Origin of the sequence: Croceibacterium atlanticum (assembly GCF_001008165.2) — a bacterium.
Lineage (GTDB): Bacteria > Pseudomonadota > Alphaproteobacteria > Sphingomonadales > Sphingomonadaceae > Croceibacterium_C > Croceibacterium_C atlanticum.
The window spans coordinates 34,800-49,598 of the sequence record NZ_CP011452.2; the positions used below are offsets into that span (position 1 = coordinate 34,800).

12 protein-coding genes are annotated in these 14,799 nt (G+C 60.8%); 9 read left to right on the forward strand and 3 right to left on the reverse strand.

The features are described from left to right. Positions 1-48 precede the first annotated feature (48 nt). From WYH_RS00235 to WYH_RS00275, 9 genes are all read left to right on the forward strand, one after another. Positions 49-531 carry a DUF3237 family protein gene (locus tag WYH_RS00235; protein ID WP_053833307.1) on the forward strand — a complete coding sequence of 161 codons (483 nt, stop codon included), beginning with the start codon at positions 49-51 and terminating at the stop codon, positions 529-531. Then, entirely contained in the window at positions 531-2,198 is a 1,668-nt protein-coding gene (locus WYH_RS00240) for a CocE/NonD family hydrolase (protein WP_053833308.1), read from the forward strand. Before WYH_RS00235 ends, WYH_RS00240 begins: the two co-directional genes overlap by 1 nt. A gap of 270 nt (positions 2,199-2,468) precedes the next feature. After that, entirely contained in the window at positions 2,469-3,479 is a 1,011-nt protein-coding gene (locus tag WYH_RS00245) for a glycosyltransferase (protein ID WP_053833309.1), read from the forward strand. Positions 3,480-3,730: 251 nt separating this feature from the next. Continuing rightward, on the forward strand, positions 3,731-4,933 hold the full coding sequence (locus WYH_RS00250) for an aromatic ring-hydroxylating oxygenase subunit alpha (RefSeq protein ID WP_046902224.1): 1,203 nt from the start codon (positions 3,731-3,733) through the stop codon (positions 4,931-4,933). 151 nt (positions 4,934-5,084) lie between these two features. Then, positions 5,085-5,570 (forward strand): VOC family protein, encoded by a 486-nt coding sequence (locus WYH_RS00255; RefSeq protein ID WP_046902225.1) that lies wholly within the window; start codon positions 5,085-5,087, stop codon positions 5,568-5,570. Positions 5,571-5,763: 193 nt separating this feature from the next. Beyond that, positions 5,764-6,546 carry a 4,5-DOPA-extradiol-dioxygenase gene (gene ygiD, locus WYH_RS00260; RefSeq protein ID WP_046902226.1) on the forward strand — a complete coding sequence of 261 codons (783 nt, stop codon included), beginning with the start codon at positions 5,764-5,766 and terminating at the stop codon, positions 6,544-6,546. A gap of 43 nt (positions 6,547-6,589) precedes the next feature. Next, positions 6,590-7,681: an acetamidase/formamidase family protein gene (locus WYH_RS00265; protein ID WP_046902227.1), complete on the forward strand. Its 1,092-nt coding sequence runs from the start codon at positions 6,590-6,592 to the stop codon at positions 7,679-7,681. A gap of 4 nt (positions 7,682-7,685) precedes the next feature. Then, positions 7,686-8,672, forward strand: coding sequence for a helix-turn-helix domain-containing protein (locus WYH_RS00270; RefSeq protein WP_046902228.1), 987 nt, complete (start codon positions 7,686-7,688; stop codon positions 8,670-8,672). 99 nt (positions 8,673-8,771) lie between these two features. Continuing rightward, complete coding sequence (locus WYH_RS00275) at positions 8,772-9,584, forward strand: TauD/TfdA dioxygenase family protein (protein ID WP_046902229.1); 813 nt, start codon at positions 8,772-8,774, stop codon at positions 9,582-9,584. A 62-nt stretch (positions 9,585-9,646) separates the two neighbouring features. On the opposite strand, the gene WYH_RS00280 is transcribed toward WYH_RS00275, so the two are convergent. The 3 genes from WYH_RS00280 to WYH_RS00290 form a co-directional block, all read right to left on the reverse strand. Next, positions 9,647-11,971, reverse strand: a complete 2,325-nt coding sequence (locus WYH_RS00280; RefSeq protein ID WP_046902230.1) for an acetamidase/formamidase family protein — start codon at positions 11,969-11,971, stop codon at positions 9,647-9,649. A 100-nt stretch (positions 11,972-12,071) separates the two neighbouring features. Next, positions 12,072-13,472: a zinc-binding metallopeptidase family protein gene (locus WYH_RS00285; RefSeq protein ID WP_046904650.1), complete on the reverse strand. Its 1,401-nt coding sequence runs from the start codon at positions 13,470-13,472 to the stop codon at positions 12,072-12,074. Between the two features lie 4 nt (positions 13,473-13,476). Further along, positions 13,477-14,706, reverse strand: a complete 1,230-nt coding sequence (locus WYH_RS00290; protein ID WP_046902231.1) for an MFS transporter — start codon at positions 14,704-14,706, stop codon at positions 13,477-13,479. Positions 14,707-14,799 lie beyond the last annotated feature (93 nt).

Genomic DNA, 14,799 nt, shown 5'->3' on the forward strand with positions numbered 1-14,799 from the left:
GCGCACAGAACTGTTGACTAATCAACAAATAGCCGGTTTCTCTGCTGCATGTCCGATACACATCCCTTTGCACCGACCTTCGATCACGCCTTCACGATCTCGATCGACCTTTCCAAACCATACTGGATAGAGCCAAGCTCGCGCGGCGATACGCGGGCGGCCATCTATGCGGCGGCCGGGACGGTGGAAGGGCCGCTGCTGAATGGCCGGGTGATTCCCATGTCCGGCGGCGATTTTCCCCTGCAAAGAGGGAACGGCGTAATCGATTTCGATGCTCGCTACCTTCTCGAAGCGGATGACGGGGCCGTGATCTACCTCCAGAACCAGGGCTACCGCTGGGCATATGACGATGCCATCGCGGAGAAGATGCGCCGGGACGAGGCCGTGTCGAGCAAGGATTATTACATGCGCGTCACGCCGAAATTCGATGCGCCGGCCGGCCCGCATGAATGGATGTCGCGCCATGTCTTCGTTGGCGTGGCGGAAAAAATGCCGGGCGCCAATCGCATTCATTATTTCGTGGTGCGGTGATGGGCGGCGAGATTTTCCAGCCGATCATGCGGCCGGGCGTCGATCCGTTCAGCGCATCGCACAAGCCGCCTTTGCCGCCTGCGGATTATGCGCTCCGCCATGAGCAGGGGCTGACGATAGAGCGAAACTGCGTGATCCCGTTGCGCGACGGAACGGAGATTTTCGCTGATCTTTATCGCCCGGAAGGCGCAGAGCGGGATGTGCCGATCCTGCTGGCCTGGGGGCCTTATGGCAAGCATTCGCTGAGCAACCAGGTCTTCTGGCCGCGTTCGGGCGTCAATCCGGAATGGCTTTCAACGCTCACGCCTTTTGAAGGCCCCGATCCCGTCTGGTGGGGTGCGCAAGGATATGGCGTGGCGGTGGTGGATCCGCGCGGTGCCTGGCTGTCGGGCGGCGATTTCCATCATAATGGCCGCCAGGAAGCGGAAGATTGCGCGGATACGGTTGAATGGCTGGCGCGCCTGCCCTGGAGCAATGGCCGCGTGGGGATGAGCGGGGTCTCCTATCTGGGGGCGATCCAGTATTATGTCGCGCCGCTGAAACCGCCCGCGCTGGCCGCGATCAATGTGTGGGAAGCCTTTTCCGACTGGTATCGCGAATTCGCCTATCACGGCGGAATATTGGAAACGAACTTCCTGCCGCGCGCATCGGACAATATCAGCTATTCACTCAACCGGACGGAAAATACCTGGGAGAATGTCCGCGCGCATCCGTTGATGGATGCTTTCTGGCACAGCAAGGATGTCGATCTCGAAGCGATTACCCAGCCGGCATATATGGTTGCAAGCTGGTCGGACATGGGCCTGCACCTGCGCGGCACGATCGAAGCCTATGCCCGTATCGGAAGTGAACGGAAATGGCTCGACGTCCATGGCCAGAAGAAATGGGCGCATTATTACCGGCCGGAAAGCAGGCAGCGGCAGCTCGCATTTTTCGATCATTTCATGCGCGACCGGCCGACGGCAATCGCCGCCTGGCCCAATGTGAGGCTGGAGATCCGTGATCGCCACGGTGTGGCTGAAGAACGGGAAGAAGCCGAATTCCCGCTTACGCGTACCGAGTTCGAGAGATTGTATCTCGATGCAGGGCAGGGCGCATTGACTCGTGATTTGCCCGAGCAGGGATCGGTTGAGCAGGATGCCGTTTCCGACAAGGCGCATTTCGATATCCAATTCGATGAAGAAACCGAGATCACCGGCCATGCCAGCCTGCAATTATGGCTGGAAACGCGCGGCAATGATGATGCCGATATCTTCCTCGCCCTGCAGAAGCTGGATGCTGACGGGCAGGAAGTCGGCTTCACCTTCTATGCCTTTTTCGAGAACGGTCCCGTCTCTCTCGGCTGGCTTCGTGCCAGCCACCGGGAACTGGACGAGGAGCGGTCCCGGCCCGAACGGCCGGTGCATACCCATCTGCGTGAAGATCCCTTGCCAGAGGGTGAGCCGGTTTCGCTGGAGATCGAGCTCTGGCCGTTTTCGGTGCGCTTCGCCGCAGGTGAAACCCTGCGCCTGGTGATTGCGGGGGCGGATATCTACGAGAAGGAAGAGGGGCTGATGCTGCCTTTCGCCCTGCATGAGGACACGCGCAATCGCGGCACGCATGTGTTCCATACCGGCGGCGCCCATGCTTCCAGCCTGCTGCTGCCCTTTGTCCCGGCGAAGGACTGATTGATCACGCTCGCAGACGGTGTTCGATGCCGTCTGCGAGCGTGCATCTTCCGTCCGTCTTCTCAGCCTTGGCTGCGCGTCCGGCCGATTGCTCATGGCAATGGCGGGCTGAGCCTCTCGCCGTGTAAACCGGCGCATTGACCGAATTTCTTGCTGCACCGCATTCAAAACTGTGATTTTAGCGATGCGTTGGTGATGCGTGATTTGCCGGGCCTTGATGGCCGGCCGTGAGATCGAAAGGGCATCTGTGGACGGAAGGACCGACAAGTCTTGAAGAAACTGACAGTTTCGATCGACCCATTCGATAGCGTGTATAACAGTTTTGTGCCGCAATTCGCCGCCGCTGCGGCGGGTGCAGGATGTGAAGTGCGTCCGCTTTCGTTCCATCTCCAGCCGATGATGTCCAGCGATGTGGTCATCATGCACTGGCCTTATCTCTTCATGGGCGATGTACCGCTGACCGCTACCGCCAAGGGTTTGCTTCGGATCATGGGCGCGCGGCGGCTGGGGCGGACGCGGTTCGTGTGGGTGGCGCATAATCTGGCACAGCATGACGGCGCAGCGCGGCATCAGTTCATCCCCCGCCGCTTCATCCGGGAACTGGACGGCATCATCTACCTGTCGGAACGATCGCGGGAACTGCTCCACCAACTATACCGCGTGGCCCCCCACACGCGAGAACTTGTGACTGTCCATCCGCGCTATGACAGCGCCTTGCCGATCACGCCCTACTATCCGCCGGCGGTGGACGAAGCATGTCGATTGATGAGCTTCGGGATGATCCGCCGCTACAAGGGGCATGGCGCGTTGATAAAGGCCATGCGCGCCACGCAAGGCATGCCGGTTGAAATGAACCTGGCCGGGCGGCGCCACGATCCGGTCTATTCCCGCGAGGTGGAAGAGCAGGCGGAGGATATCGCCAATCTGCGGCTGTCACTTTCCGACGAGCGGATCGACGATGAAGAACTGGAGCGGATGATCGACGGGGCGCATGGCGTGGTCCTGCCCTACAGGGCAGTTCTCAACAGCGGATCGGCCATCCACGCCCTGTCGCGGGCGCGCCCGGTGCTGGTGCCGAATCTTGGATCCATGCCGGAATTGCAGCAGAGCTTCGGCCGTGAATGGGTCCACCTCTATGATGGTGAACTCTCCGGAGAAGACATAGCCCGTTTTGCTTCTGCTATCCGGCAGATTCCGGCAGGTGCACGGCCGGATATGTCCAACCATGGATGGGACAGGATGTCCGCCGACCTCAAGGGCTTCTTCGCCGAAATCGTCTGACGGCAGACCGGGTGCCTGCGCTGGATGGCAGGGTTGGGGCGAAGGCGCGGGAAGTGCGCGAAACAACAATTTGCACGCATTCTGCAAAGCGCCGCAGCCGGCGATTGCCTATCACTATGGACGTATCGCGGCAGAAAGCCCGGTGCGGCGCAACCGGTCATCCGGTGGAGAGGCTCTTGCCTTCATCCTCATCCGGCGTAACGTGTTTGTGCACCGCACAATAACGGGTCCAACCTAAACGAGGTGACATAATGACGCTTCTCACCGATCAGTTCTTCGACAGCTTCGCCAGCTCGGTAAAGCCGACGGAAGAGGCGGAAACGCTTCCGCCCGAAATCTACACCAGCGAAGAATTCTTCCGCTTCGAAAAAGAGGCGCTGTTCTATCGCGAATGGCTGTGCGTCGGGCGCCAGGAATGGGTCAAGGAAGCCGGCGACTATTTCACCGCCACCCATGCGAACGAACCGATCATCGTCACGCGCGACCGGGATGGTAATTTGCAGGCCATGTCTGCCGTGTGCCAGCATCGCGCCATGCTGGTGGCCGAAGGCAAGGGCAGTGTCCGCAGCTTCGTCTGTCCCTATCACCACTGGACCTACGATCTCGACGGGCGCCTTGTCGGCGCGCCGGCGATGACCAAGACCTGCAATTTCGACAAGGCGAAGAACAGCCTGCCGAAACTGAAGGTCGAGGTCTGGCAGGGTTTCGTCTTCGTCAATTTCGATCCGGAAGCGGAATCGCTGATTCCGCGCCTGGCGCCGCTGGATGCGGTGGTGGCCAATTACGGGCTGGAGGATCTGCGCGGCACCGATCCGATCGTTGAGGAATTTGCCTGGAACTGGAAGGTCCAGTTCGAAAACAACAATGACGGTTATCACGCCAGCCGCCTGCATCACGGCCTGCATGACTATATCCCCAGTTCCAAGGCGAGCTTCCCGGAAGTTCCGAAGGGCACGGCCGGATATTACCGGCTGAACGGCACGCTGCACAAGAATGCCGCCTTCAACCCGACGGAAAAGGCGCTGTTCCCGGTTTTCCCGAACCTTTCGGAGGATGAGCAGAACCGTCTGCTGTTCGTGAACGTGCCGCCCAGCCTGTCGCTCGTGATAACAAACGACGTGGCGATCTATATCATTATGGATGCCAATTCGGCGAATACCCACAATGTGACGTTCGGCAGCCTCTATATGCCCGAAGCGATGGAGGATCCGCTGTTTGAAACCAAGGCGAAGGTGACGGCGGATTACACCAATTCCATCTTCGCGCAGGATCTGCACACGGACCTTCTGATCCAGCAGGGCCTCGGGTCAAAATTCGCGCCGCGTGGCCGCTATAGCTGGCAGGAAGATGCCCAGCGCCAGTTCAATGTCTGGCTGGTCGATCGCTACATGTCCGAATGGAATCGCCGCCGCGGCCCATCCGCCCCGGTAACGAAACTGCACGCTACCTCCTGAGTTACCTCCCTCCAGCCGCCCGCCGTTTCATCCCTCACCGGCGGGCGGTTGGAAAATCAAAAGATTGTTCGCCAGACAGACAGCCCCCGCGCTGCCGCCCCTGTTAGCTCCGGAATCAGCACTCCGAGAAGCTTTTACCAAAGGGGCTTAGATGACGAATTCTCTGATTTTCTTCGATATTCCGTCGGACGATCCGAATGCCGCCGGCGAGTTCTACGCCGAGGTCTTCGGCTGGGAAAACGATCCCCGTCCGCTCGGCAAATATCACCGCATGGTGCCCGGCGGCTTCTTCAAGAAGAAGGACGGGACCGACAGCGAAATCGGCAATCTGCACATGGGCATTTCCAATGTCGCGAATGTCCGCCCCAATCCGAATCCGGAAGGCGTGGAGCCGCGCTTCATTGCGAAGGAAGGCCGCGGGCCGCGTATCTGGGTGCTGGTGGGTGATGATGATACGCCCGAACGCATCCTGGAAACGGCCGAGAAGCTGGGCGCCGAAATCCTCTGGCGCAACCATTATTGGGCCGAATTCAACGGGAAGAATCACTGCTTCCGCGACCCCTGGGGCAACGAGATCCTGCTGTGGGTGAAGGGCGGGGAAAATCCCGAGATTCCTGACGATTACACCAGGGAATAAAGCGTTGGTGCGGCGGGGTCCGGCAGGCGCGCAACAATATCTTGTGCGCGTACATGCAAGACCGCGCCGCTCCCCCTCCATAGCGTGAAGTCGTTCCTTCAAGGGTCTGCAACAGAACCAAGCGCATGATAACCAAAACAAAAATAACTGCCGCGCAATCGCGGTCCAGCCTCGGGGCGAAAGGGCTTTTCCGATGAGCCGCCTTCCGGTCGTATTTTACGGGCATGGCAGCCCGATGGTCGCTCTGGAAAAGAGCGACACCACCGCCGCCTGGAAAGGCATAGCCGACAGGATCGGCAGGCCGAAGGCGATCCTGTGCATTTCGGCGCATTGGCAGACGCGGGGAACCGCGGTCACGGCCATGGCCCAGCCGCGCACCATTCATGATTTCGGGGCTTTCCCGCAGGCCCTGTTCGACATGCAATATCCCGCGCCGGGCGATCCGGAACTGGCGTTTCGCGTGCGCGAATTGCTGGATCCGATGCCTGTCGGGCTGGATGCGAACTGGGGCCTGGATCATGGCACATGGACTGTGCTGTGCCATGCCTATCCGGAGGCGGATATTCCCGTCGTCCAGCTTGGCATGGATGTGGCCAAGACCCCGCAACAGCATTGGGAAGTCGGCCAGGCGCTGCGCCCGCTGCGCGATGAAGGCGTGCTGATCATGGGCACGGGCAATATCGTGCACAATCTGCCGGCCATGGACTGGGATCATCCGGACGCGGACCCTTATCCGTGGGCGGACCAGTTCAACACCGCGATGCTGGATGCCGTTGTCGAAGACCGGCCGCAGGCGGTGATCGATTACGAAACGCTTGGCGATGCGGCGCGGCTTTCCGTGCCGACGCCCGATCATTTCTGGCCGCTGCTTTATGTCCTGGGTGCGCGCCATCCGGGCGAGGCGGCTGAGCTCCACCCGAATTTCATCCATCACAAGTCGCTCGGGATGACCAGCATCCTGATCGGTGCCGAATGACGCTTGCGCCGTCGGCCTTACAGTCCACTATCAGGGGAAAGACATGGCGTTGATCTGTGACCACGGTTTGCGGCGTGCGGAAGTCCAGCCGCGTGCCCTGCATTATCTTCGGGCAGTACCCGAAACGGTTCACTGGGGCTTCTTCTCGCCCGAATTGAAGCCGGCCCTGAGAGTGCAGAGCGGCGACCTGATTCAAGCGCAGGCAGTCACGCATCACGCGGGCGACGATCCCGAATTGATGTTCGACGAGGATATCCAGCGTATCTTCACCGAAATCGATCCGTCCACCCGCTCACCCGGCGTGCACATCATGACCGGCCCGATCTATGTCGAGGATGCGGAGCCGGGCGATATGCTGGAAGTCCGCTATTTCCAGATGACGCCGCGTTTCAATTACGGCTGCAACCTGCAGGCGAACTGGGGCCATCTCTACCAGGAATTCGGCGAGACGGAACGCGTCACCATTTACGAGCTGGACCCGAATGCCAATACGGCGCGGGCGCTCTATGCCTATGACGTGGAAGAGAAATATCTCACGCCAGGGCGCATCACCCACTGCCCGGCCTGCGATCGTCAGCCGGCTCTGAAAGGTGTCACCATTCCCGCTCGCCCGCATCTGGGCACCGCCGGCGTGGCCCCGGCAGTGAACGAACCGATTAGCACGATCCCACCGGGCGTGCATGGCGGCAATATCGACAATTGGCGGATCGGCGCGAATTCGCGGATGTATTATCCGGTGCAGGTGAAGGGCGCATTGTTCTCCATCGGCGATCCCCATGTCGGCCAGGGCGATGGCGAGATCAGCGGTACCGCGATCGAAGCGTCGCTGGACGTGCTGTTTCAGGTGATCGTGCGCAAGGACTTCGAATTCCCGTCTCCGCTGCTGGAAACGCCCGATCACTGGATCGTCCACGGTTTCGGCGATGATCTCGACCAGGCCATGAAGGGCGCCTCGCTCGACATGATCAAGCTGCTGAATGAACAGCAGGGGCTGTCCAGGACAGATGCCTATTCGCTGATGAGCGTCGCCGCCGATTTCGGCGTCACGCAGGTCGTCGATGGCACGCAGGGCATCCATGTGAAGATCGACCGCGGCATCTTTCCTGCCAAGGGCAGTGTAAAGGATCCGGAGTGAGCCAATGAACCAGGCCGCACCCGCCGATGGGGCGGCCTGGTCGTTCAATGCGGCCTGCCTGCCCCTGGGAGAACGGGCAAGCGCATGGGCCGGTGCCATGCGCCGCCTCCATCTGCCATTTGCGGAACCGGCGCGCGATGCCGGGGCGGAAGGCACGGTTACGGCCGTGACGACGCCGATGGGCTTCGAATATGCGCTGGTTTCGGGCGGCCCGCAGATCATCGCGGGGCGCACGCCAGGGGCAATTCCCGGCTTGTGGCTGGGATTGCTGATCGAAGGCTGCGGCAGGCTGGAAGTCGGCCAGGAGACAGTTGATCTTTCACCGGGAATGCTGATTTACGGTGCGACGGGCGTCGATGCCGCATTGCGGTTCGGCGGCCCGTTCCGCCAGCTCTTCGTGCGTATTCCCAAAGTGGCGATCGACACCAGGCTTCTGGCGCCGGTGGATGAACGCGTTTCCATCCTCGAACCCGAAACGCTTTCCAGCCACGCCTTGCTGGCCCTGCTGCACAGCCTAGCCGGTTCTCTGGATGCAAAACACGCCGGGGATCACGGGCCGGTTGAAAGCGCCCTGATCGAATTGCTGGTTCCGGCGCTGGCCCAATCCGGCGGGCCGGCGGCGCAAGGGGGCATGGCCGGGCAGCGTGCGCGCCAGTTTGAACGGGTATGTCGCGCCATCGAAACCCGGCTGGGCGATCCGGATCTCAGCGTCCGGTCGGTCGCCGCGGGGGAGGGCGTTTCCGTCCGTTATCTGCAGCAGCTATTCTCCAAGTTCGGCCAGACCGTGATCGGTTATATCAAGGCCCGCCGGCTGGAGCGCGCGCGCGCGGAATTGCAGAGCCCGCTCCATGCCCAGCTGAGTATTTCCGAAATCTGTTATCGCTGGGGCTTCAGCCAGTCGGCCCATTTCAGCCGCGCCTATCGCGAACGCTATGGCGAGGCGCCCCGCGACACCCGTAATCGAGCCCGTGCCACCGGCGAAGTGCATTGAGGCGCGTTGCCGGACAATCCAGCCTGCGCCCAAAGGCAAGATTTGCAGGGGCGGGCTGGCTTACTATCCTGTCAGTCCACTCTCCGAGGAAACAATTCCATGACGTATGATGTGCTCGATGTCCGCCCGATGACGAAGCGGATCGGCGCGGAAATATTTGGCGTCGATCTGAACGAACCGCTTGATGAAAAAGTGGTGGGCGAACTGCATGAAGCACTGATGGAACATCAGGTGATCTTCTTCCGCGATCAGAATCTGGAACATGAAGGCCACAAGCGTCTCGGCCGCTATTTCGGCGACCTTGCGCTGCATAGCGGGGTTTCCGGGCTGGAGGATCATCCCGAAATCGTGGCGATCCATGCGGATGCGAACAGCAAGTTCGTGGCCGGGGAAGATTGGCATTCGGACCTGTCCGAAGATGCCGAACCGCCAATGGGCAGCATTCTGTATATGCACACGGTCCCGCCGGCAGGCGGCGATACGCTGTGGTCCAGCATGTATGCCGCCTATGAAGCGCTATCGCCTGCGATGAAGGCGTTCCTTGATCCGCTTACGGCCGTGCATGATTCCAACCACATCTATCGCGAACTCTTCCCCGATGTGGAAAAGACCTATCCGCGCAACACCCATCCGGTCGTTCGCACCCATCCGGTGACCAAGAAGAAATGCCTGTTCATTTCCAAGTCGAAGACGACGCGGATCAATGAATTGTCCAAGGAAGAAAGCGATGCCGTGCTGACCTTCCTGACAGAGCATGTGAAGAACCCGAACTTCCAGGTTCGCTTCCGCTGGCAGCCGAATTCGGTGGCCTTCTGGGACAATCGCTGCACGCAGCATTTCGCCACCTGGGACTATTTCCCGGAAACGCGTTCCGGCTTCCGCGTCACGATCGCGGGTGACAAGCCTTATTGATAAAAAAATGGCCGGGTGATCCCCGGCCATTTTTCTTTGCGAAGGCTGGTGTCTGCTGCCGATCAGGCGGTGAACAATTCCTTGCGGATCACCGCATGGGCGCCCCAATTGCCGTTGGCGACCTGACTGATGCCGAAATCCACGGCAACTGACAGCAGGGAAATCGCCTCGTCCTCGTCCAGATTTTTGGTCGTCATCAGGAAACGGCGGGCCTTGCGGAATGCATCGCGCATGGCGCTGTCGATGGATGCGGTCTTGTAGACCTCGCTTTGCGCATCCTCGCCCAGTTCCATCAGATAATCCGGATGGCTGAATCCCAGGATCACCCATTCAGTGTCCGTTTCGATCAGCGGGTAATCCAGATCGCGCAACTGGCCCTGCAATTCGCCTGCGGGATGGCGGATCACCTGGATCAGGGCCGTCATCGAACATTCGATAGCAGTCCCGCAAAGCTCGGAATCACCCTGCGAGGCATGGGGATCGCCCAGTGACAGCAGGCCACCTGCGACCTGCACGGGCAGAAACACGCTCGATCCCGGGCCGGTGCGCCAATTGTCCAGATTGCCGCCAAAGGAACTGGGCGGAATGGTATCGACCGGGCCGGCATGGGCCGGGGCGAGGGCGATCACGCCGAAATGCGGGCGGATCGGAATTTCCACGTCGCGCAGGATGTCATATTTCCGCTCGATCGTTTCGGGATCGACCGGCACCCCTGGATAATCGTAACGGTCATGCACGATGCCATAGGGATCGGTCTGCGGCGTCCAGCGATAGGAATAGACGGCATGGGCTGTCGGCATACGTTCGCTGCCGGTTTCCACCTCGTAAATGGTCACCACTTCGCGCTTCGGCTGCGTCAGCAGGTCATTATACTGGAAGCCCCAGAACGTGGCCGCATTGCTGCCGAAAGCCTTGCCCTGGAAGCGGGGATTGCAGCTGCGGCGCGGTTCCAGGCTGAGGATCCTGACCTCGATAATGTCACCCGGCTGCGCGTCCGTGATCGCGATGGGGCCCGTGCAGATATGTACGCCGAAACCTTCGCCCGCGCCGCGGCCAAGGGCGCTGGCATCCATCGGACCGGCGCCGCGGCGTTCAACGGCCTTTCCATCCTTGTCCCAGTGATAGACGCTCTCCGCGCCTTCATCTCCCTGGACCATCCGTTCGGGATCGTCATTTGCGTGGTGGGTCAGCGTTTCCACTGTCACGAAATCGCCGGAACGCACGGTTATCGCAGGCTTTATCAGCGAGCTGAAATAGCCCCAGTGCACTGTCTTCGGGCTGACCGGCAGGTGGTGATGCCGCACGGTGCCTTCATCCGACATGGGCAGGGCAACAACGGGTTCCAGCGTGCCGAGATCGGTTTCTTCCAGCCTTTCTTCCGCATCGCCCGATCCGCGCTTGCTTGCCTGGGTCGGCCGGCCGCGTCGCAGCGTCTCGGTGTTTTCCGCCTCTTCGCTGGGCGGCATCTTGCGATATTCGCGCGGAGACACGCCATATTGTTCGCGGAAGGCGCGGCTGAAGGAGGCGGAATCGTTGAAGCCCCACTGAAACAATATGTCGGAGATGGATTTCTGCGCGTGCAACGGACTGCGCAGGTCCAGCCGGCAGCGTTCCAGCCGCCGTACCTTCACATAATGGCCGAAACTGTCATCGATGGATTCGAACAATTTCTGCAGATAGCGCGGGGAAATGCCGTGCTCGCTGGCCACTTGCTGATAATTCAGGTTCGGATCGGAAAGGCGCATCTCGATCGTCTGGAAGATACGTTCCAGCAGGGCTGCGCGCATACCGGCCGCACCGCCCAGCGCGCGCGAGGGCGCATCGCTCAACAGGCTGGCCAGCAGGAATTCGGGCAGCGCCAGTTCCACCGGCCGCAGATCCTCCTGCGTGACTTCGCTGCCCATTTCGCCGATGGACCGCAACATACCGGACAGAACACGGGCGGGGCCGCCTTCCACCGCCAGATGGCGTGGTTTTTCCGGCAGGGGAGCCTTCAGCCGCTGGTCCAGCGAAGCTGCGGGAATATTCAGCAGCAGGATGCGGTGATCCGTGGTGAGTTCCAGCGAGAGCGGCGTTTCGCCCCGGCCGCAGACCATGTCGCCGTCATTCAGCGATATTGTTTCGGAACCGCTGCGCGCCACGCCCGATCCGTCGAGCAGAACGACCAGCCACAGACTGCCGGGCGCATCGCGGAAATCCACGCCATATTCCTGCGCAGTGCCGACAATGCGGACGAAGCCCATGCCCGCATCGCTGCGAAACTGGATCAGCTCGCCGTAGAGATTGGCCTCCTCCGCCGCCTCCAGCGTAATCGACACGCGTTTGAGGGCGAAGCGCCAGGAATCGCGGCGCTGTTCCTTGGGATAGGCATTGGTTGTGAAACGCAAATGGGCACTCTTGACTACAAGCTCAGGTCCCCCGACGCCCTAATAGCAATCCGGGCCGGGAAGGGAACTCCTTCCGTTGAAGAGGGACGAAAAGACGCCGTCAGAATGGCGTGTCGTTGCCACCATAGACGGAAGATGTCTCATTCCCGGACAGGCCACTATCGTCCCGGCCGCAAATGGCAAGCATGGTCAGTGCATAGACCAGTGCGCTGCTGGCCATGTCTTCCGGTGTCGGCCTCCAGCGCGGCATTCCCGTAGTGACTGCGGGGATGCCGTGCATGTTGAACACGTTCTGGTCGCGCCACATGCTCGAATAGACCGGATGGGCCCGTTCCAGCGGGGCGCCGCGGGCAAGCCGGGTCGCCGCGTCGACCGCGCCGGAAAGAGGCGCTACTTCCTGCGGCCTTGCCTCGAATCCGTGACGCACGACCACGGGTTCGACATCGAAGCTCTGCACATCGACATCGCGCATGGCGGCGGTGATGCGGTGATAGGCGTCGGCCGATTTCTGACCGGGGGCGAGGCCGACTTCGACATAGAGGGCGCAGACTTCTGTCCCGGCGCCATAATCGGTCGGCATTCCCGCACGAACGGATGCGATCTGCACTTTTGGCTGGGACAGGCCGCCCGGCGTTTCATGCGCGCTTTCGGCTTCCCAGCGCCGGCCGAAGCCGTGCAGCGCTTCGATCACCGGGCCCAGCCGGTAGATCGGATTGGGATGCCCGGAAACCGATTCCGGCGTTTCGAGGATGGGCGTGAACATCCCCGAGCCAAAGATACGCACGCGGAACACGGCATAGCCGCATCCCTGCCAGGTGAGGCCGAAATCGGTGCCTTCCGCGGCAATCGCATAATCCGGCGCGACGCCGCCGTGATGGAACAGATAATGGGCGCCGATATCCTTGCCCAGATAATCGATCCCTTCGAACTCCTCTATGGGTTCGGGGCCGATTTCACCCGGACATGCGGTGAGCCAGCATTTGCCGGCCAGGCCGATCCCGGCCTTTTTCAGCGCCTTTGCCGCGATCATGAAACAGGACATGGGCCCGCGATCATTGGAAATGGGATAGCCGCGCAGACGGCCTTCCTCGTCCTTCCAGCACTGGGTCCATTCCGGATCGCGCAGGGTCGTTTCCTTGTAACGGAACTTGTCCTGCGAATAATCGCCGCTGGGGCTTTCCGTATCCAGATGGGCGGTGAAGAGGAGATTGGCGCCAACGCCGCTGCCGCCATATTCACCGATGATATTCGGCCGTTCGGGTGTCGCTCCGCAGCGACGGGGCTGGAAACCTTCGCGGTCCATCCAGTCGAAGACATATTGCGCGGCTTCTGCCTCTTCCCGGCTCCGGCTGGGAATGTTGCCCAGTTCCAGTGCCAGTTCGACCAGTTCGTCCTGGTCGATTGCGGCGGCGATGGCGGCGCGCTCCTGCTCGCTGATCGGATAAGGGGCCTTGGCGGGATCGGCGAAAGGCACGCCGGCATTTGTCGTATTTTCAGTCATGATTCTATTCAGCCGGAACAGGCTGGGCATCCACGATATCGGCCGGTTCCTGCGGCGGGCGCATTCCGAACAGGGCCACCAGGAAGATGAAGCCCAAGGCTGCGCAGCCGATAAAGACCAGCGAGAAACTGCCCGTATCGTCGCGGATCATGCCGCCCAGTGCAGGGCCGACAGCCGCCGCGGTCGAGATCAGGCTCATCGTGGAATAAAGTTCGAGATTGGAACGCTTGCCGAACAGGTCCAGCAGCAGATTGGCCGTGCTGACATAGCTGAAGCCGAAACCGATACCGAGGCCGATGATCGCAACGGCGACGGCCAGCCAGCTGCCCCCGGCGACCAGCGCCAGCACGCCCACAACGGTCGCGCCCAGCGAGATCATGGTCAGCTCCCGCGCACCCAGCTTTTCACCGGCGACACCGGCACCCATGGATCCGGCGGCGCTGATCAGCGCGATTGCACTCATGGCCGTGGCGGCGCCGCCCATGGTCAGGCCCGTTTCGGCAAGATGCTGCACGGCGAAGCCATGCACGGTGGTGTTGATCAGCAGGAACGCGGTGTAGGCGCCCACGACGATGTAATATTGCACGGTGCGCAACGCATCGCGGGCGAGCCAGCCAGCCTGCGGTGCCGCGGGGCGGGCGGTCTTGTCATCCGTCAGCAGATCGCTGCGATTGCGCGTCACGATGGCGGCGAAGATCGAGAGCAGCATGGAGGAAACAGCAGCACCGGCCCAGTAATAGCGCCAGTCGCCGGCGATTTCCTGCGTGGCGTAAACGATCAGAGGACCGGCAACTGCACCCAATCCGCCGGCGGTGAAATAAATGCCGATCGCAGTGGATGCCCGCTGGAAGGAGTGGGAGATCACATTGACCGCCGTAGTGGTCCCACAAAGCGAAAATCCGATGCCGAGGAAGATCGTGCCGATGAAATAGGAATAGGCCGTCTGTGCCATGGCCATGCAGCTGAAACCGATCAGCAGGATCACGCCGCCCAGAAGCATGGTCTTTGCCACACCGATACGGCGAATGGCGATGGCCGGGGCAAGACTGGAAAGCCCGCAGGCAACGCCGAGAAATGTAAAACCAAGGCCAGCAACGGCCCAGGCCCAGCCCAATTCTTCAACCATATAGGGAAGAACTACGCCCAAGCCATTGAACGTGCAGGCATTTAACACGAAGAATAGCAGGCTAAGCGCTGCCAAGACGAGATATTTCAGTCGTCCGTCAAATACCATTGCCCGACTCGTTCTGCTTTGACCCTATGGTCATGGAATATGTGGCCGGTACTGCAAGCCGTCTTGATTGCCGGCGCACAGCCTCTTGGCAAC

Excerpts from the sequence above, each read along its gene's own strand:
- WYH_RS00235 (WP_053833307.1), top strand. The coding sequence starts at position 49 with ATGTCCGATACACATCCCTTTGCACCGACCTTCGATCACGCCTTCACG.
- WYH_RS00240 (WP_053833308.1), top strand. The coding sequence starts at position 531 with ATGGGCGGCGAGATTTTCCAGCCGATCATGCGGCCGGGCGTCGATCCG.
- WYH_RS00250 (WP_046902224.1), top strand. The coding sequence starts at position 3,731 with ATGACGCTTCTCACCGATCAGTTCTTCGACAGCTTCGCCAGCTCGGTA.
- WYH_RS00255 (WP_046902225.1), top strand. The coding sequence starts at position 5,085 with ATGACGAATTCTCTGATTTTCTTCGATATTCCGTCGGACGATCCGAAT.
- ygiD (WP_046902226.1), top strand. The coding sequence starts at position 5,764 with ATGAGCCGCCTTCCGGTCGTATTTTACGGGCATGGCAGCCCGATGGTC.
- WYH_RS00265 (WP_046902227.1), top strand. The coding sequence starts at position 6,590 with ATGGCGTTGATCTGTGACCACGGTTTGCGGCGTGCGGAAGTCCAGCCG.
- WYH_RS00270 (WP_046902228.1), top strand. The coding sequence starts at position 7,686 with ATGAACCAGGCCGCACCCGCCGATGGGGCGGCCTGGTCGTTCAATGCG.
- WYH_RS00275 (WP_046902229.1), top strand. The coding sequence starts at position 8,772 with ATGACGTATGATGTGCTCGATGTCCGCCCGATGACGAAGCGGATCGGC.
- WYH_RS00285 (WP_046904650.1), bottom strand. The coding sequence starts at position 13,472 with ATGACTGAAAATACGACAAATGCCGGCGTGCCTTTCGCCGATCCCGCC.
- WYH_RS00290 (WP_046902231.1), bottom strand. The coding sequence starts at position 14,706 with ATGGTATTTGACGGACGACTGAAATATCTCGTCTTGGCAGCGCTTAGC.